Here is a 17,930-nt window from a genome sequence, read left to right on the forward strand (position 1 = left end):
TGCTTCAGCTTACGGGGGCGGCTTCGCCCCGCGCCGCGGCGCGATCGCCCACGCGCTGTCCGACCACGGCCGACACGCCGTCCTGACGCATCGAGACCCCGTAGAGGGCATCGGCGATCTCCATCGTGCGCTTCTGGTGGGTGATGACGATGAGCTGGCTGCTCGCGCGGAGCTTCTCGAACACCCCCAGCAGGCGGCCGAGGTTGGCGTCGTCGAGCGCCGCCTCGACCTCGTCGAGGATGTAGAAGGGGCTGGGGCGCGCGGTGAAGATCGAGGTCAGGAACGCCACGGCCGCCAGCGACCGCTCCCCGCCCGACAGCAGCGACAGTCGCTCGATCTTCTTGCCGACCGGGCGCACCGACACCTCGATGCCGGTGGTGAGCGGATTGTCGGGGTCGGTCAGCGAGATGCTCCCCGCCCCGCCCGGGAACAGGATGGGGAAGATCTCGGTGAAGGCGACCCGCGTGTCCTCGAAGGCCGCGACGAAGATCGTCTGCATGCGGTCGTCGAGCTCGGCGATGATCGTCTGCAGGTCGGCGCGCGTCTGCTGCAGGTCGGCGAGCTGCTCGGTCAGGAACGCGTGCCGCTGCTCGAGGGCCGCGAACTCCTCGAGGGCGAGGGGGTTCACCCGTCCCAGCTGACCGAGCTTGCGTTCGGCTTCCTGAAGGCGCTTCTTCTGCGCCGCGCGGTCGAAGGCCACGCCGTCACCGTCACTCTCGCCGGGAACGAGCTGGTCGGGACCGTATTCCGAAACGAGAATGCTCTCGTCGAGCGCGAGCTCCGAGTGCACGCGTTCGAGAAGGCTGGTGATGTGCAGCTTCTGCTCGTGCATCTGCAGCTCGAGACCGTGGACGCTCTCGGTGAGACGTGCCAGGCGCTCGCGCACCCCGCTCTCCTCGGCGCGCGCTCGGCTCAACTGCTCGGTCACGGCCGTTCGGGCCGACTCCGCGGCGGCGAGCTCGACGCGCGCCTCGCTCACCGATCGATCGACGGAGTCGAGCACCGCCGGGAGGTGCCCTGCGACCTCGGCGGCGATCTCGCGCTGCGCGCGACGGATGACGGTGCGTCGCGCCGCCTCGTCGGCCGCCGCGCGCTCTCGCTCCCGCTGCTGCTCGAGCTGCACGATGCGGGCCTCGCCCGCGCGCACCCGCTCGCGGAGCGTCTCGATGTCGAGTCGCGCCCGCATCTCCCCCTCGCGCGCCGCCTCGACCTCGGCGAGGAATCCGTCGCGCGCCGACACGTCGAGGATGGGCCGGGGCGTCTCCTGGGCACGGCGCAGCGCCTCCTCGGCGACGCGGGCGGTGGCCTCGGCCTCGGCGACGGCGGCCTCGGTCTGCGCGAGTCCGGCCGCCAGGCGTTCGCACTCCGCCACGGCGGCCTCATGCCGCACCATCACGCGGTTCACCTTCTCGGCGTGCGCCGCCAGCGCGGCGTCGTGCGCGCGCAGGGTCGACAGCGCGTCCTTGGTGCGTTGACGCGCCTCGCTCTGGTGACGCTGCTCGTCGCCGAGCGCCTCGCGCAGCGAATCGGCGATCACGACGATCTCGTCGAGCCGCTCGCTCGCGGCGGCGCGTTCGGCCGCGAGCTCGAGGCGCGAACCGCCCGCTCCCGAACCGGCGCGCAGGGTGCGCGCGGTCAGCACCTCTCCGGCGCGGGTCACCAGGGTGATGTCGTGGGCGAGCGAGGGCAGAGCCGTCCGGGCGGTCGCCAGGTCGTCCACGACGACCACCCGCGACAGGATGGCGCTCACCCCCGACGAGGCCGTGACGACCTGCGCGGCGGGCACCCCGCCCTCCACCGTCGGCGGGGCGTCCGAGACGGCGGCATCGGCGATCGCGATCTCGACGAGCCCCAGATCGGAGTCGGCGGCCGTCCGGGCAGCGGCGAACGCCGCGTCGATGTCGTCGACGAGCAAACCCTCCGCGAGGGTGCCGAGGGCGGCGGCGATCGCCGCCTCGAAGCCGGCCGTCACCCGCACGTCGTCTCCGACGAGCCCCCGGATGCCGGTGCCCCCGGCCGCGATCAGTTCGGCCGCGGCGTTGCGCACGTCCAGCGCGCGTCCGAGAGCGGCCGTCTGCGCCGACAGCGCGTCGCGCTCGCGCTCGGCCGCGTGCAGGCGTTCCCGCAGCGCCGCCACCTGCGTCTCGCTGTCGTTCGCGTCGCGCTGGGCGCGCTCGTACGCCGTGGCGTGTTCGACGGTGGACGCTTCGGGCACGACGTCGGGATCGAGCGCCGCCCGCGCCTCTTCCGCCTCTGCGCGCCGGGCGAGCGCGGCCTCGAGCGCACGCTGCTGACGCTCCACGCCCGCGCGCACCGCTGTGAGGGCCGAGTGGGCGGCATCCGCGGCTCCACGCAGGGTGGTGAGGCGCATGTCGTGCTCGGACACCAGCGCGCTCTGCGCGGAGATCTCGGTGTCGAGGGCGTCGAGCTCGGCGCGCGCCCGCGCCACGGCGCGCGCGGCATCCGCGGCGGCGTCGTGCGCGTCTCCGAGACCGGCCGCGATGTCGTCGATCTCGGCGCGGACGTCGTCGATCATGGTCTGCGTCACCGTGGGGGCGAACCCCGCGCCGTCGGCGTCGTCGTCGGCGAGCAGCGTCAGACGCTGACCGGCCAGGCTGTAGAGCCCGCGCAGACGCTCCTGCGCCTGCTCGAGCGCGAAGGCGACGCTGCGCGCACGGTCGACCGCCTCGGAACGCTGGTCGTTCTCGAGCCGCTCCACCCGCTGACGCAGCCCATCGGCCTGCTCCTGCAAGCCCAGGCGTTCGGTGTGCCGCTCGCTCTCGGCGCGGGCGGCGTCGGCGAGCTGCCCGCGCAGGCGCACCAGTTCGTCGGCGTACAGCCGGGCTTTCGCATCGCGCACGACCGCCGCGATCGTCGCGGCCTCGCGTGCGACCTCGGCCTGCTTGCCGAGCGGCTTCAGTTGGCGTCGCAGCTCCCCCGCGAGGTCGCTGAGACGGGTGAGGTTGGTCTCCATGGCCTCGAGCTTGCGCGCGGTCTTCTCTTTGCGACGGCGGTGCTTGAGGATCCCCGCCGCCTCTTCGATGAACCCGCGCCGATCCTCGGCCGTCGCCTGCAGAACGGTGTCGAGGCGGCCCTGGCCGATGATGACGTGCATCTCGCGGCCCAGGCCCGAGTCGCTCAGCAGCTCCTGCACGTCGAGAAGGCGGCAGGTCTGTCCGTTGATGGCGTATTCGCTCGCGCCGGTGCGGAACAGCGTGCGGCTGATCGTCACTTCGCTGTAGTCGATGGGCAGGGCGCCGTCGCTGTTGTCGATCGTCAGGTGCACCTCGGCGCGCCCGAGGGGTCCACGCGTGGACGTTCCGGCGAAGATGACGTCTTCCATCTTGCCGCCGCGGAGCGTCTTCGCTCCCTGCTCGCCCATCACCCAGGCGAGGGCGTCGACGACGTTGGACTTCCCCGATCCGTTCGGCCCGACGATGCAGGTGACGCCGGGTTCGAGGGCGAAGGTCGTGGACGAGGCGAAGGACTTGAAGCCCTTGAGCGTCACGCTCTTGAGGTGCATGTCACCCCGCCTTCCCGCGATCGAGTACGGCCTCACGGTACCCGAGATCCCGCGGGATTCCGCGGCGCCAAGCCGCGCACCGTCGTCGCGACGCGCCCGGCGGGCACGCCAATCTGGACGAACGCTTGACATTCGCGCGCACACCTCGCTAGCGTCGGTGGTCGCAACCGACGACGAAAGGAGGTCCTCCCATGATTCGCACTCTCACCGGCTTCACCGCCACCGGCTTCATCGCCGTTCCCGTGCTCTCCGCACCGTTCACCGGAGTGACCACCGCCGTCGGAATGCCCTCCCGCCAGGGTTGACCCGCCCCACGGGGTTGTCGCCTCGCGTCGAGACGCCGTCCGTCTCCGCTTCCCGTGCCGCATCCCTCGGATGCCGTGCACCCGATCCTCTGGATCCTTCCCGTGCGAGCTCGGCTCGCGCGATTCTTTCCGCTCTTCTCTTCTCGGAGCCTCCGCATGAGCACTCTGCCCACGCGCGCGCCGCACTCTGTCTCGGCCGCGCCCGCCCCTCTCACCATTCCCGTCACCGACCACCCGGTCGGCCGCCTCGACCGACTGACCCTGCGTCTCGGCCTCTGGCTGCTGACACGTCACGCCGCCCGGATCCACGCGATCGAGCGGCGCGCCGCCGCCGTCCACCGGGCACGGCAGCGCGACGCCCAGCGCACCCAGCGCGAACGCGACTGGTATCGCGCCGCCGCGCTGCAGCGTCCGCCGGCCTGACCCGGCAGTGCCGTCCCCTCGGGGGCGGCACTGCCCGCCCCCCTCTCCCCCGCAAGAAAGACACACACGACATGACTTCCCTCCCCGCCGGCCTCGAGCTGCGCCCCCTGCACGTGCCGACCTCGATCGATGCCCCCGATGCCGCCGACTTCCGCGAGATGGCCCGGGTGCGAAACCTCGTCTACGCCGAGATCTCCGGACACGACGACAACTCCATGCCCGCCGACGAGCTGCTGCCGTCGTACCAGCCCGACCCCGCTCAGGTGCGTTACTGCTGGTTGGCCGTGCTCGACGGCGAGGTCGTGGGCCGTGCCTCACTCGACCTGCCGCAGGAAGAGGGGGCGCGCACCGGGTTCTGGCTCGTGGAGCTCCGACGCTCCGCCTGGAACCGCGGCATCGGCCGCGCCGCCTTCGCCCTGATCGAGCGCACCGCGCGCGAGCATCACCGCACCGTGCTGCAGGCCTGGGCCGAGCACCCCGAGACCGACGGACCGCGGCTGGCCGCACCGACCGGATTCGGCTCCGTCCCTCGCGACCACGCGGCGCGCTTCTTCCTGGCCTCGGGGAGCACCCTCGAGCAGGTCATGCGCGTCAGCAGCCTCGACCTCGCCGACGCCGCACCGCGGGTGCGGGACCTCCTCGACGAGGCCGAGCGCGCGGCCCGCGGCTATCGCGTCGTGCAGTGGGCGCTCCCGACCCCCGACGAGTTCGTCGAGTCCTTCGCCGCGATGAAGTCCCGCATGGTCACCGACGCCCCCTCGGCCGACCTCGAGTTCGACGAAGAGGTGTGGGATGCCGCGCGCGTCCGCCGCTTCGAAGCGACCTACCTCGACGCCGGTCGCCACATGCTCATCACCGCCGCGCAGCACGTGGACTCCGGGGAGCTGGCGGCCTTCACCGAACTCGTCATCGGCAAGGACCGCACGGCGATGTCGCATCAGGAGGACACCCTTGTCACGGCGCCCCACCGCGGCCACCGCCTGGGGATGCTGGTGAAGTGCGCCGCCCTGCAGGCCTGGCGCGAGATCGCCCCCGACTCTCCGCGGGTGATGACGTACAACGCCGAAGAGAACCGCCCGATGCTCTCGATCAACGAGCGCATCGGGTTCGTTCCGGTCGCCTACGAGGGCGTGTGGAAGAAGGTGCTCGACTGACATCCGCCCGACTGGGAGAGGTTCCCGCGCGTCCCGCGAACCGCGGCGCGCGGAAACCGGGCGCCGGCGGGTCGCTCACCGCACGCGCTGGCAGTGCGGACAGAAGTGGCTCGAGCGGTTCATGAACGACACGCGCACGATCGGGCGCCCGCATCGCGGGCACGGTTGCCCGGTGCGGCCGTAGGCGTTGAGCGAGTGCGCGAAGTACCCGGCCTGCCCGTTCACGTTGACGTACTGCGCGTCGAAGCTCGTGCCGCCCTCGGCGAGGGCCTTCTCGAGCACGGCCTGCACCTCGGCCAGCAGACGGTTCACGGCACGGGTCGACAGAGCCGACGCCGCGGTCTCGGGGTGGATGCGCGCGGCCCACAGGGACTCGTCGGCGTAGATGTTGCCGATGCCGCTGGCCACGGTCTGATCCAGCAGCACGCGCTTGATGCCCGATGCGGTGTGCGCCAGGCGCGCGCGGAAGCGATCGGCGCGGAAGGCGGGGTCGAGGGGATCGCGGGCGATGTGGGCCACCTGCGTCGGCACCCGGGCGAGGTCGGATCCACGCCCCGCCGCGGCGCCGTCGGCGGTGTCCACGAGGGTGTCGACCGCGAGCGATCCGAACGTGCGCTGATCGGCGAAGACCACCGACAACGGCCCGTGCACGGGGTGCTCGAGCTCGATGCGGATGCGCTCGTGGCGCTCTTCGGGTGCCCCGGGAACACGAAGCAGCATCTGACCGCTCATGCCCAGGTGGGTGACGATGGCCTCGGCGTCGGAGACCGGCATCCACAGGAATTTGCCCCGGCGCACCGCCGACGAGATGCGGCGACCTGTGAGCTCGGCTTCGAAGTGCGCGGCTCCCCCGGTGTGCCGGGTGAGGGCGCGCTCGTCGCGCACGTCGACCGACGCGATGACGGCGCCGGTGACCGCGGGTTCGAGTCCCGCGCGGACGACCTCGACCTCGGGGAGTTCAGGCACGCGCGTCGAGTTCGCGCCAGGCGGTGAGGGCGGCGGCCATCTCCGCCTGCTTCTTGCTCGACCCGGCACCCGTGGTCACGACCTCGCCGACGGTCACGGTGGCCGTGAAGCGACGGTCGTGGTCGGGCCCGGTCGCCTCGACGCCGTAGACGGGAGCCGGAAGCCCCAGCCGCGCAGCGATCTCTTGCAGACTCGTCTTCGGGTCCATCGCCGCGCCGTAGCGTTCGGGGTCGGCGAAGAGCGGTTCGACCAGGCGCAGCACCATGTCGGTGGCGGCATCCGGTCCCGCCGAGAGGAACGTCGCCCCGATCACGGCTTCCATGGTGTCGGCGAGGATCGAATCCTTGTCACGACCGCCGGTCAGGATCTCGCCCCGGCCGAGCCGCACGTGATCGCCGAGGCCGATGGTGCGCGCCACCTCGGCGAGGGCCACGGTCGACACGACGCTCGCGCGCCGCTTGGCGAGGCTTCCCTCGTCGAGATCCGGATGCCGGGTGAACAGCCGCACGGTCACGGCTTGGCCCAGCACCGAGTCGCCGAGGAATTCGAGACGTTCGTTGTGCGGGATGGCGCCGTTCTCGTAGGCGAACGAGCGGTGGGTCAGGGCAAGCGAAAGAAGCTCGGGGTCGATGTCGACCCCGAGCTTCTCGGTGAGCGCCTGGCGCTCGACGGTGTTTCGCGTCACGGTGTTTCGCGTCACAGTGTTTCGCGTCGCAGTGTCTCGTCGCGGGCGACGATCAGACGTCGGCGACCTTGCGGCCCTTGTACTCCATGAAGAGTTCGGTGCCCTGCGAGTCGGTGACGACCTTGGCCTGGTGGGGGCGGCTGTAGACGACCTTGCCGTTCTCGATGGTCTTCACCAGCGGGGTGGGTTCGGCCTTCCACTGCGCGCGGCGCGAGCGGGTGTTCGAGCGGGAGACTTTCCGCTTCGGGGGGTTACCTGCCATGGCTAGCTCTTCTCTGTCTTGGGGGCGGCGCGGAGCGCATCGCCGTCGTCTGGGGTGTACTGCTGGAGCGCAGCCCATCGAGGATCAACGGACGTCTGCTCCGTGTCGCCGGTGCTTTCCGTCAGCCTCTCGCCCGTGTTCGGGTCGAGCCCGGGGCAGTCCGGCTGACACACCGGCTGGAACGGAAGCGACAGGACAATCGTGTCCCGGACCAGATTTTCAAGATCCACGTGGTCGTCTTGAACGTCGAAGTCACTCGCTTCGTTCCCAGGATACGTGAAAAGTTCCTGGAACTCGACTTCGACAGGCTCCTCGATGTCGATGAGGCATCGGCCGCACACGCCGGTGGCGGTGGTGTCGACGGTGCCGGACACGAGGATGCCCTCGTGCACCGACTCCAGACGCACCTCGATCTCGAGGGGCTCGGCCTCGGGGATCGAGACGAGTCCTTCACCCCACTTCTCGGGCGCGGGGATGTCGAGGCTGTGCTCGCGCATCTCTCCCGCGTGGTGCTCGATGTCACGTACGGGGAGTTGGAAGGGACCGGGTCGGCGGGTTCTCACGGTCGTCCATGCTACCCGCGCGCCCCTGAACACGGGCCGGATGCCGCGTCGCGACCCGCCGCGGACCGGTGGGACCCGCGGTCAGAGCCCGCGTGCTCCGGTGTCGAGGAAACGGGCGACGGCCGGGGGGACGTACGGCGACACGTCGCCGCCGAGCCCCGCGACCTGTCGCACGAGCGAGCTCGACACGAGCGCGTGCGAGGGATCGGGCAGCAGGAACACCGTCTCGACGTGGGCGAGGTCGCGGTTGACGATCGCCATCGGGGTCTCGTAGGCCACGTCCACCTGCGAACGGATGCCCTTCACGAGAACGCGGGCGCCGACCTCGGTGGCGTAGTCGACCAGGAGCCCCATGCTCCAGGCCGCCACGATGACGTCGCCCTCGATCCCGGCCTCCGAGATCGACTGCTCCAGCAGCGACTGCCGCTGCGCGAGGGGCAGCATCGCCTCTTTGCCCGGATTGTGCACGACCAGGACGTGGAGCTGATCGAACAGCCCCGCCGCGCGGCGGATCACATCGAGGTGACCGAGGGTCGGCGGGTCGAACGAGCCGGGGACGACGGCGATCCGGGGGTTCATGCCGTCAGCCTACCGACGACGCCCCGCACCCGGCCCGCGCCGTCACGACTTCGCGAGCGCCGCCCGCTCCTCCACGCCGACGCGGCGCTCGAGCGCGGCCGCCAGACCGGGATGCCGCTCCAGCGTCGGATCGTCGGCCAGCAGCCGCTCCCCCTCGGCGCGGGCTTCGGTGATGAGATCGGCATCGGTCACCACGCGCAGCAGTCGCAGCGACGAGCGCACGCCCGACTGCGCCCCGCCGAGCACATCGCCCTCGCCCCGCAGCTCGAGATCGACCTCGGCCAGCGCGAAGCCGTCGAGCGTGCTCGCCACGGCCTCGACACGCGATCGCGACGACGAGCCCGGAGACGCCTCGGTGACCAGCAGACACAGGCCCGGCACCCCGCCGCGGCCCACGCGTCCGCGGAGCTGGTGGAGTTGCGAGACCCCGAAGCGATCGGCCTCGAGGATCACCATGGTCGAGGCGTTCGGCACGTCGACGCCCACCTCGATCACGGTTGTGGCCACGAGGACGTCGATGTCGCCGCGCGCGAAGGCCTGCATGACCGCGTCCTTCTCGTCGGCCGGCAGCTTGCCGTGCAGGATCTGCACGCGGATGTCCGCGAACGACGGCATGCGCGACAGCATCTCTTCGACCTGCACGACGCCCCACCGGGTGCGGCCGCTCTCGGCGGCGGCCGCCGCGGCCGGGGCGTCGGCGGGTTCGTCGGTCTTCTCGTCGGCGGCGAGCTGTTCGGCATCGATGGCCGCGCACACGACGAACGCCTGGCGTCCGAGACGCACCTCTTCGGCCACCCGGTCCCACACCCGCGTGAACCACCCGGGCTTCTCGGCCAGCGGAGCCACGAACGATTGGATGCCGGCACGCCCGGCCGGCATGGTGCGGATGGTCGAGACGTCGAGATCGCCGAACACCGTCATGGCGACGGTGCGCGGGATCGGCGTCGCCGTGAGCACGAGCGTGTGCGGCGATTCGCCCTTGGAGCGCAGTGCCTCGCGCTGCTCGACACCGAAGCGATGCTGTTCGTCGACGACGACGAAGCCCAGCTCGGCGAAGGTCGTGCGGGCGCTGAGCAACGCGTGGGTGCCCACGACGATGCGGGCCTGCCCCGAGGCCACCCGGAGGGCGGCCTTGCGGCGCTCGGCGGCGGGCAGCTGGCCGGTGAGCAGGGTCGGCATGAGCTCGGGCGCGAGCTCGGGGCCCAGCATGCGGGCGATGGAGCGCAGGTGCTGAGCGGCGAGCACTTCGGTGGGGGCGATGAGTGCCGACTGCCCGCCCGACTCGGCGACCTGTAGCATCGCGCGCAGGGCGACGAGCGTCTTGCCCGACCCCACCTCGCCCTGCACGAGCCGGTTCATCGGCCAGTCGCCGATCATGTCGGCGGCGATCCGGGCACCCACGCTCTGCTGGTCGGGGGTGAGCTCGAACGGCAGGATCGCGTCGAACCTCTCGAGCAGCCCGCCCGCGGCGGCGGGACGCTTCGTGGCCGACAGGGCCCGCACGAACTGCCGCTGCTGCAGCAGGGCGGTCTGCAGCACGAAGGCCTCGTGCATGCGCAGCGTCGCCACGGCCGGAGCGATGTCGTCGTCGTCTTCGGGCCGGTGGATGTGTTCGAGCGCCGTGCGGGCGTCGACGAGCCCTCGGCGCGCCCGCAGGTCGTCGGGCAGCGGATCGTCGATGTCGCCCACGGCGTCGAGCACGAGCGAGATGGTCTTCTGCACGAGGGGACTGGGGACCGAGCTGGTGGCCGGGTAGATCGGGATGGGGCGCTTGGCGGTGACCTCGGCCTCGGCCCGGGCTTCGGCGATGTCGTCGAACAGCTCGTAGTCGGGGTTGGTGAGCTGCGTCTGCCGCCGGTACTCGCCGACCTTGCCCGAGAAGATGCCCCGGCGACCCGGGGTGAGCTCTTTCAGGCGCCAGGGCTGATTGAAGAAGGTCAGCGACATGCGGCCGTCGCCGTCGCTGATCACGACCTCGAGAAGCGACCCGCGGCGGTTCTGCATACGCCGCTCGCTCGCGCTCACGACCTCGGCCACGATGGTCACGGGCTCACCGAGCGGCAGCGTCGCGATCGGCGTGAGCTCGCCGCGTCGGGCGTAGCGACGCGGGTAGTGCTCGAGGAGTTCGCCCACGGTCTTCATGCCGAACGCGCGATCGAACGCGGCCGCCGTCTTGCCGCCGATGACACCGTCGAGACGGGAGGCGAGCGTGAGAGCGGGCATGCTCCGAGTCTAGGGAGAGCCGCCGACACCGTCGTCCGGCCGCATCGGCCTGTGCACGCGCGCGCGGTGACCGGCCGCGCCGGAGCCTAGGCTGAGACCGTGACGCGCATCATCTCCGGCCGCGCCGGCGGCACCGTCCTCGACGTCCCCCCGAAGGGCACCCGCCCCACCAGCGACCGCGTTCGCGAGTCGCTGTTCGGTGCGTTGGAGTCGGCGGGGCTGCTCGACGACGCCCGTGTCGCCGACCTGTACGCCGGCTCCGGGGCCCTCGGGCTCGAGAGCCTCAGCCGCGGAGCCGCCTCCGCGGACCTCGTGGAGCTGTCGGCCCCGGCGGCCGCGCTGATCCGCACGAACGCGGATCGCCTGCGCTCGGCCGGAGTGACCGGCCCGGTGCGGGTGCACCGCGCGAACGTCACCACGTTCCTTTCGGCATCCACCGCCGAGTGGGACCTCGTCTTCCTCGACCCGCCCTACGACCTCGGCGACGACGAGCTGAGCCGGGCACTGGTCGCCTTGGCGCCCCGTCTGAGCGCGGATGCCACGGTCATCGTCGAGCGGGCCACGCGCTCGACCGCGCCCGACTGGGCGGCCGCCGGCCTCGAGGCCGAGCGCGATCGCTCCTACGGCGACACAACCATGTGGTGGGGCCGACCGACGCTCTGACGCCGGCGCTCCTGGGCTCGTGCGTGTCGTCACCGGCCCGCGCCGACGACGACACGGCCGACGGGCCCCGGACGGCGTCGGTGATCAGCCGCGACCGGCATCCCAATCGCGGTAGGGATCCCAGCCGGCGCGCCCCGTCCACGCGCGGCCGTCCACCGTGACGGCGTCGGCGCCGCGCGGCACGACGGTTCCGACGCGATGACCGAGCGGCTCGGCATCCGGGGCGAAGGTGACGAGGAAGCCGTGGTCCTCCCCGCCCGCGAGCGCGAGGGCCGGGTTCTCGCCCAGGGTGGCGGAGTCGAAGGCCACCGTCACGCCGGAGGCGTCGGCCAGGCGGGTGGCGTCGAGAGCGAGGCCGTCCGACACGTCCATCATCGCCGTCGCCCCCGCGTCGGCCGCGCGCAGAGCCTCGGCGAGGGGCGGTCGCGGAGCGAGCTGTCGCGACAGGGCCAGGGCGTCGACGGCGCTGAGCGCCGCGCGCGTGTCGTCGGTGACGGGCAGCGGCGCGCCCTGGGCGTCGGTGAACCGCCCGAACAGCACCTCGAGACCTCGCGCCGCGAGCCCGAGCTCGCCGATGACGTAGACACCGTCGCCCGCCCGCGCGCCCGATCGGCGCACCGGCTCCCGACCGTCGAGGCTGCCGAGCGCGGTCACCGCGATGGTCAGCGTGTCCGAGACCGTGAGGTCGCCGCCCTCGACCGCGCAGCCGGGGGCGAGTTCCGCGCACGCGGCCGCGAGCCCGTCGGCGAATCCGCGCACGAACGAGACCGGCGTCGACTCGGGCATGGCCAAGGCGACGAGCAGGGCGATCGGTCGTGCCCCCATCGCGGCCACGTCGGCGAGGTTCACGGCCGCAGACTTGAACCCCAGGTCGAAGGGCGACGACCACGCCAGCCGGAAGTCGGGGCCGTGCACCAGGGTGTCGGTGGTCGCGACCACGCGCCCGTCGGGCACCGCGAGCACGGCCGCGTCGTCGCCCGGACCCACCGGCGCCGTCGAGGGCGGAAGGCGGTCGAGGATGCCCCGCAGGATCTGCCCCTCGGACAGCTCTCCCACGGTGGTCTCACGGGTGGTCTCGGCGTCGGTCACCCCTCCACGCTATTAGCCTGGAGGGGTGCCCCGCTCAACTCGGACCCTCGCGCTCCTCGCCGCCGTCGCCCTGATCCCGGGGCTCGCGGCGTGCAGCACGACCGTGCCGATGCAGCCCGCGAAGCTCGCCAACGACGCCGCGTGCGCCGAGGTCGTCTCGCGTCTGCCGGCCTCGATCTCGGGGCAGGACCGCCGCTGGACCGATGCGCAGGCGACCGGCGCCTGGGGCGACCCGGCCGCGATCCTCATGACCTGCGGCCTCGAAGCCCCCGGCCCCTCGACGCTGCCGTGCCGCTCGTTCGACGGCGTGGACTGGATCGTCGACGAGTCGCAGGCCGACCAGAACCGGTACACCCTGACGACGTTCGGGCGTCAGCCCGCCGTTCAGGTCTTCCTCGACTACGACATCGCGAGCAGTGGCGACGTCGCCCAGGCGCTGGGCCCGCTCATCCGCCAGTACCTGCCCGCCACCGGTTCGGTGTGCACCTCGGTCTCGGACGCGACACCCGCGCCGACCCCGACGCCCTGACCGGCGCGACCGCACGCCGCCCGCGGCACCGCTGTCGGCGACGCTCCGGCCGGCGCCCGTCGACGCGCGTCAGACCCGCTCGAGCGCCGCGTCGAGAAGGTCGCTGATCAGGTCGGGATAGGTGAGACCCGAGGCGATCCAACAGGTGGGGAACATCGAGATCGGGGTGAAGCCCGGCATCGTGTTCACCTCGTTCACGTAGAACTCGGTACCGGTGTAGAAGAAGTCGACGCGCGCGAGGCCCTGCCCGCCGATCGCCTCGAAGGCCTGAGCGGCGATGCGCTGCATCTCGGCGAGCTCGCCGTCGCCGAGCTCCGCGGGGCACACGAGATCGACGCCGGGGGCATCGAGGTACTTGGCCTCGAAGTCGTAGAACTCGCGCCCCGTGACCACGATCTCTCCGGCGACGCTCACGCGCACCGCTCCCCCGTCTCGCCCGGGCAGCACGCCGCACTCGAGCTCACGCCCGACGATGGTCTGCTCGACGAGCGCGAGGACGTCCTCGGCGAAGGCGGTCTCGAGCGCCGCATCGAGGTCTTCCCAGCGCGACACCTTCGTGACGCCGACGCTCGAGCCGGCCTGGTTCGGCTTCACGAACACCGGAAGGTCGAGGGCCCGCATGCGGCGCTCCCACAGCGCCCGGTCGCGGGCGAGGTCGGCGCGCGTGACCGCGACCCACGGCACGACCGGGACGTTCGCCGAGCGCAGCACGCGCTTGGTGACGTTCTTGTTCATCCCGATCGCCGACATGAGCACCCCGGCGCCGGCGTAGGGGATGCCGAGCAGCTCGAGAAGGCCCTGCACCGTTCCGTCTTCGCCGAAGCGGCCGTGGAGGATGGGCAGCACCACGTCGACGTCGCCGAGGGAGCGGATGCCATCGGCATCCGTCACCGTCCACTCCCGTGAGAGCGTCGAGTCGGGCATCCGTACGCGGGTGCCGTTGTCGACCACCTGGGGCAGGGCCTCGGGGCGCAGGGCGAACTTGTCGGGGTCATCGTCTTCGAGCACGAAGGCGCCGTCGCGGGTGATCCCGACGGGGATCACCTCGAAACGCTCACGGTCGATCGACCGCAGAACCCCGCCCGCCGTGGCGGAACTGATCGAATGCTCGCTGGAGCGCCCGCCGAAGAGCACCACCACCACCGGTTTGGTCATTCTGCGTCCTCTCGCCCTGCGGCTGATCGTCGTCTGTCGTGAGGTGCGGCGCGATGTCGCGCGGGTCCATGGTGCCGTCGAGCACCATCTTCACCTGCTGCACGATGGGCATGTCGACACCGACCTGCTTCGCCAGCTGCAGCACCGGGGCGACGGAGGCCAGCCCCTCGGCGGTCTGCTGCATCTGCGCGACCACCTCTTTATAGCCGTATCCCTGTCCGAGCAGCCGCCCCGCGGTGTTGTTCCGGCTGAGCGGCGACTGGCACGTCGCGATCAGATCACCGAGCCCCGCGAGCCCCTGGAGCGTCTCGGGTTGCGCGCCCTGGGCGACCGCGAAGTCGGTCATCTCGACGAGGCCGCGCGTGATGATCGACGCCTTCGTGTTCTCGCCATAGCCGACGCCGTCGACGATGCCGATGGCGACGGCGATGAGGTTCTTCAGCACTCCGCCGAACTCGGTGCCGATGACGTCGGTGTTGACGAAGGAGCGGAAATACCGGTTGCGCGCACGACGGGCCACCGCTTCGGCGGTCTCGGGGCTGAGCGAGCTGATGACCGCCGCGGTCGGTTGCTCGCGCGCGATCTCTAGGGCGAGGTTCGGGCCGGATGCCACCGCGATCCGCGCCGGGTCGCACTCGAGCACCTGTGCGATGACCTGGCTCATGCGCAGCCCGGTCGTCTTCTCGACGCCCTTCATGAGAGAGACGATGGGCACGTCGGTGTGCTGCACGAGCGGCTTGATGGCGGCGAGGTTCTCGCGCAGCGATTGGCTGGGAACCGAGAGGTAGATCTGCTCGGCGCCGGTGAGCGCCTCGGCGAGGTCGGTGGTCGCCGTCATGGTGCGCGGCAGGTTGATCCCGGCGAGATAGCGGCTGTTGCGCTTCGATTCGGTGATCTCGGCCGCGAGCTCGGCGCGTCGGGCCCACATGACCACCGAGGCTCCCCCGTCGGCCAGGATCTTGCCGAAGGTTGTCCCCCAGCTCCCGGCGCCGACGACGGCGACCTTGGGGCCGGCGAGGGGCGGCGCATTCCTACGGCTCAAGGCGCCCCGTCTCGTTCTGCCCGTGCTGCGACGGGTTCCACCGCTCGGCGGGGGCGGGAAGACCCCGGATGCCGGAGAGCAGGGCCGTGATCCGATTCATCATCGCGTCGGTCGCGCGGGTGAGCGTCGCCGGGTGCGTCGGGGTCGCCCGGTATTCGCTCATGTCCATGGCCGGACCGAACTCCACGATGACGTGCGAACGCCGGGGGAAGCGCAGCTTGCCGTAGCGGGGCAGGATCTGCTGCACGCCCCACTGCGCCATCGGGATGAGCGGCAGGTCGGCGGCGAGGGCCAGGCGCACCGCGCCGGTCTTGCCCCGCATCGGCCACAGGTCGGGGTCGCGCGTGAGCGTGCCCTCGGCGTACACGATGACGCCGCGGCCGTCGCGCGCGATCTGTTCGGCGGCCTTCATCGACTGGTTCGCGCTGGTCGACGCGCGGGGCACGGGCACCATGCCCGTGGCCTTCAGCGCGGCACCCAGCACGGGGACCTTGAAGAGGCTCTCTTTGGCCAGGAACCGCGGAGCCCGACCCAGCCGCCAGACGGCGACCGCGACGATCACGGGATCGAACTCGGAGTTGTGGTTGGGAGCGATCACGTACGCACCCTCACGAGGGAGGTTCTCGGCCCCGCGGATCTCGATCCGCGCGAACAGACCCGTGATCGGGACGATGATCGCCGCGAGCGGCCAGAAGGCGCTCGGGCGGCTCTTCTCGGAGGAAGCGGCCACGCCCGTCACCCCACGACGCGGAAGTCGGCGTCGAGAGCGGTGAGCTTCTCGAGGAACTTCTCGTAGCCGCGGCGGATGATGCCGATGTTGCGCACCGTCGACTCGCCCTCGGCCGCCAGCGCGGCGATGACGTAGCTGTAGCCGCCGCGCAGGTCGGGAACCTCGACGTCGGCCCCGTGCAGGGGCGTCGGGCCGTTGATGACGGCCGCCTGCTCGAGATCGCGACGCGGGACGCGCCGGTCGGCGCTCGAGAGCCCCTTGGGGTGCACGACGATGTCGGCGCCCATCTTGTTGAGCGCCTCGGTGAAACCGAGTCGGTTCTCGTAGACGGTCTCGTGCACGGTGGAGGTTCCGGACGCCTGGGTGAGCGCCACGATGAGCGGCTGCTGCCAGTCGGTCATGAAGCCCGGGTGCACGTCGGTCTCGACCATGACGGGCTTGAGCGATTCGCCACGACGGAACAGGATGCCGTCCTCGCGGACGTCGAACCATCCGCCGGCCTTGCGGAAGACGTTGAGGAAGGTCAGCATGTCCTGCTGGCGGGCGCCCTTGGCGAAGATCTCGCCGTCGGTCGCCAGTGCCGCGCACGCCCAGGATGCGGCTTCGTTGCGGTCGAAGATCGCGCGGTGGTCGTAGCCGTCGAGCTTGTCGACGCCCTCGATGAAGATGACGCGGTTGGGCTCGTACGAGATGATCGCGCCCATCTTCTGCAGCACCGCGATGAGATCCATGATCTCGGGCTCGATGGCGGCGTTGCGCAGCTCCGTCACGCCCTTGGCGCGGACCGCGGTGAGCAGCACCTGCTCGGTCGCCCCGACGCTCGGGTACGGCAGCGTGATGTTCGCTCCGTGCAGGCCGTTCGGGGCCGTGATGCGGATGCCCTCGTAGCTCTTGTCGACGACCGCACCGAAGGCGCGGAGCGCGTCCATGTGGAAGTTGATCGGACGGTCGCCGATGCGGCATCCACCGAGGTCGGGAATGAGCGCCTCGCCGAGAAGGTGCAGCAGCGGTCCGCAGAACAGGATCGGGATGCGCGAGGCGCCCGCGTGCGCGTCGATCTCTTCGAAGTGCGCGGCGACCGCGCCCGAGGGATCGAGGTGCAGCGTGCCCTCTTCGTCGCCCTCGGTCACGGTCACGCCGTGCACCTCGAGGAGCGAACGCACGACCTTCACGTCGCTGATCATGGGCACGTCGCGCAGCGTGCTGGTGGTGCCGCCGAGAAGGGCTGCGACCATCGCCTTGGTGACGAGGTTCTTGGCCCCCTTGACCTCGACGGTGCCGCGCAGCGGGCGACCGCCGCGGATCGTGAGGGTCTCGGCCGCTTCCCAGTCGGGCTGTCCGGGGTTCTGATCTGCGGAATCGGTGACGAGTGTGCTCATAGGGGGGTGGACCTCACTTCGTGGACGAGGGGCGGCGAATCGAACCGATCGGGTCGATCGGATTCAGCGGACCGGGAGGGTCCGTGGCCGCCATGCCTCGCGGCGCGCCTCGAACTGCGTGATCTTGTCTTCGTCACGCAGCGTGAGCCCGATGTCGTCGAGCCCTTCGAGAAGCCGCCACCTAGTGTAATCGTCGATCTCGAACGAGACCTGGAGGTCGCCGACCGTGGCGGTCTTGGCCTGCAGATCGACGGTCATCTCGATACCGGGCTGCGCCTCGATGGCGGCCCAGATGCGCTCGACCTCGTTCTCGGTGATCACGCCCGTGACCAGGCCCTGCTTGCCCGAGTTGCCGCGGAAGATGTCGGCGAACTTGGGGCTCAGCACCACCTTGAACCCGTAGTCGCGCAGCGCCCACACGGCGTGTTCGCGGCTCGAGCCGGTGCCGAAGTCGGGACCGGCGACGAGTACGGATGCCGAACGGTAGGCGTCCTGGTTGAGGAGGAACTCGGGATCCTGGCGCCAGTTGGCGAACAGGGCGTCTTCGAAGCCCGTCTTGGTGACGCGCTTGAGGTAGACCGCCGGGATGATCTGGTCGGTGTCGACGGCCGAGCGCTTCAGCGGGGCGGCGACACCGGTGTGGGTGCTGAACTTCTCCAT

The 17,930-nt window shown here is 71.2% G+C and carries 17 protein-coding genes; 4 read left to right on the forward strand and 13 right to left on the reverse strand.

Annotated features, from left to right (window positions below; genetic code table 11):
* Positions 1-4: 4 nt before the first annotated feature.
* Positions 5-3,523 carry a chromosome segregation protein SMC gene (gene smc, locus IFU40_RS07245; protein ID WP_191925888.1) on the reverse strand — a complete coding sequence of 1,173 codons (3,519 nt, stop codon included), beginning with the start codon at positions 3,521-3,523 and terminating at the stop codon, positions 5-7.
* Between the two features lie 461 nt (positions 3,524-3,984).
* Between smc and IFU40_RS07250 the strand changes: the two genes are divergently transcribed.
* On the forward strand, positions 3,985-4,251 hold the full coding sequence (locus IFU40_RS07250) for a hypothetical protein (protein WP_156458858.1): 267 nt from the start codon (positions 3,985-3,987) through the stop codon (positions 4,249-4,251).
* A 71-nt stretch (positions 4,252-4,322) separates the two neighbouring features.
* Positions 4,323-5,405, forward strand: coding sequence for a GNAT family N-acetyltransferase (locus tag IFU40_RS07255; protein ID WP_191925889.1), 1,083 nt, complete (start codon positions 4,323-4,325; stop codon positions 5,403-5,405).
* A gap of 75 nt (positions 5,406-5,480) precedes the next feature.
* Here IFU40_RS07255 and mutM read toward each other — a convergent pair whose 3' ends face one another.
* The 6 genes from mutM to IFU40_RS07285 all read right to left on the reverse strand — a co-directional run bounded on the left by mutM (position 5,481) and on the right by IFU40_RS07285 (position 10,683).
* Entirely contained in the window at positions 5,481-6,371 is an 891-nt protein-coding gene (gene mutM / locus IFU40_RS07260) for a bifunctional DNA-formamidopyrimidine glycosylase/DNA-(apurinic or apyrimidinic site) lyase (protein WP_191925890.1), read from the reverse strand.
* On the reverse strand, positions 6,364-7,056 hold the full coding sequence (gene rnc / locus IFU40_RS07265) for a ribonuclease III (protein ID WP_055939808.1): 693 nt from the start codon (positions 7,054-7,056) through the stop codon (positions 6,364-6,366). Before rnc ends, mutM begins: the two co-directional genes overlap by 8 nt.
* Positions 7,057-7,108: 52 nt before the next feature.
* Complete coding sequence (rpmF, locus tag IFU40_RS07270) at positions 7,109-7,318, reverse strand: 50S ribosomal protein L32 (protein WP_055836618.1); 210 nt, start codon at positions 7,316-7,318, stop codon at positions 7,109-7,111.
* A gap of 2 nt (positions 7,319-7,320) precedes the next feature.
* Positions 7,321-7,815 carry a YceD family protein gene (locus tag IFU40_RS07275; protein ID WP_055836614.1) on the reverse strand — a complete coding sequence of 165 codons (495 nt, stop codon included), beginning with the start codon at positions 7,813-7,815 and terminating at the stop codon, positions 7,321-7,323.
* A 147-nt stretch (positions 7,816-7,962) separates the two neighbouring features.
* Complete coding sequence (coaD, locus tag IFU40_RS07280) at positions 7,963-8,460, reverse strand: pantetheine-phosphate adenylyltransferase (protein WP_055836612.1); 498 nt, start codon at positions 8,458-8,460, stop codon at positions 7,963-7,965.
* A gap of 42 nt (positions 8,461-8,502) precedes the next feature.
* Entirely contained in the window at positions 8,503-10,683 is a 2,181-nt protein-coding gene (locus IFU40_RS07285) for an ATP-dependent DNA helicase RecG (RefSeq protein ID WP_191925891.1), read from the reverse strand.
* Positions 10,684-10,782: 99 nt separating this feature from the next.
* On the opposite strand from IFU40_RS07285, the gene IFU40_RS07290 reads away from it, so the two are divergent.
* Positions 10,783-11,346, forward strand: coding sequence for an RsmD family RNA methyltransferase (locus IFU40_RS07290; protein WP_191925892.1), 564 nt, complete (start codon positions 10,783-10,785; stop codon positions 11,344-11,346).
* An 84-nt stretch (positions 11,347-11,430) separates the two neighbouring features.
* Here the strand turns inward: IFU40_RS07290 and thiL are convergent, their stop codons facing one another.
* On the reverse strand, positions 11,431-12,435 hold the full coding sequence (gene thiL / locus IFU40_RS07295) for a thiamine-phosphate kinase (protein WP_191925893.1): 1,005 nt from the start codon (positions 12,433-12,435) through the stop codon (positions 11,431-11,433).
* Positions 12,436-12,460: 25 nt separating this feature from the next.
* On the opposite strand from thiL, the gene IFU40_RS07300 reads away from it, so the two are divergent.
* Positions 12,461-12,964 (forward strand): DUF3515 family protein, encoded by a 504-nt coding sequence (locus IFU40_RS07300; protein ID WP_055836600.1) that lies wholly within the window; start codon positions 12,461-12,463, stop codon positions 12,962-12,964.
* A 69-nt stretch (positions 12,965-13,033) separates the two neighbouring features.
* Here the strand turns inward: IFU40_RS07300 and IFU40_RS07305 are convergent, their stop codons facing one another.
* From IFU40_RS07305 to leuD, 5 genes are all read right to left on the reverse strand, one after another.
* Positions 13,034-14,119 carry a D-alanine--D-alanine ligase family protein gene (locus IFU40_RS07305; protein WP_191925894.1) on the reverse strand — a complete coding sequence of 362 codons (1,086 nt, stop codon included), beginning with the start codon at positions 14,117-14,119 and terminating at the stop codon, positions 13,034-13,036.
* Positions 14,019-15,161, reverse strand: coding sequence for an NAD(P)H-dependent glycerol-3-phosphate dehydrogenase (locus IFU40_RS07310; RefSeq protein ID WP_055836593.1), 1,143 nt, complete (start codon positions 15,159-15,161; stop codon positions 14,019-14,021). Before IFU40_RS07310 ends, IFU40_RS07305 begins: the two co-directional genes overlap by 101 nt.
* Positions 15,151-15,891, reverse strand: coding sequence for a lysophospholipid acyltransferase family protein (locus IFU40_RS07315; RefSeq protein WP_082509674.1), 741 nt, complete (start codon positions 15,889-15,891; stop codon positions 15,151-15,153). The genes IFU40_RS07310 and IFU40_RS07315 overlap by 11 nt, the downstream gene beginning before the upstream one ends.
* A 5-nt stretch (positions 15,892-15,896) precedes the next feature.
* Entirely contained in the window at positions 15,897-17,270 is a 1,374-nt protein-coding gene (murA, locus tag IFU40_RS07320) for a UDP-N-acetylglucosamine 1-carboxyvinyltransferase (RefSeq protein WP_055836587.1), read from the reverse strand.
* A gap of 63 nt (positions 17,271-17,333) precedes the next feature.
* Positions 17,334-17,930, reverse strand: coding sequence for a 3-isopropylmalate dehydratase small subunit (gene leuD / locus IFU40_RS07325; RefSeq protein WP_055836584.1), 597 nt, complete (start codon positions 17,928-17,930; stop codon positions 17,334-17,336).

Origin of the sequence: Microbacterium sp. CFBP 13617 (assembly GCF_014839445.1) — a bacterium.
GTDB lineage: Bacteria > Actinomycetota > Actinomycetes > Actinomycetales > Microbacteriaceae > Microbacterium.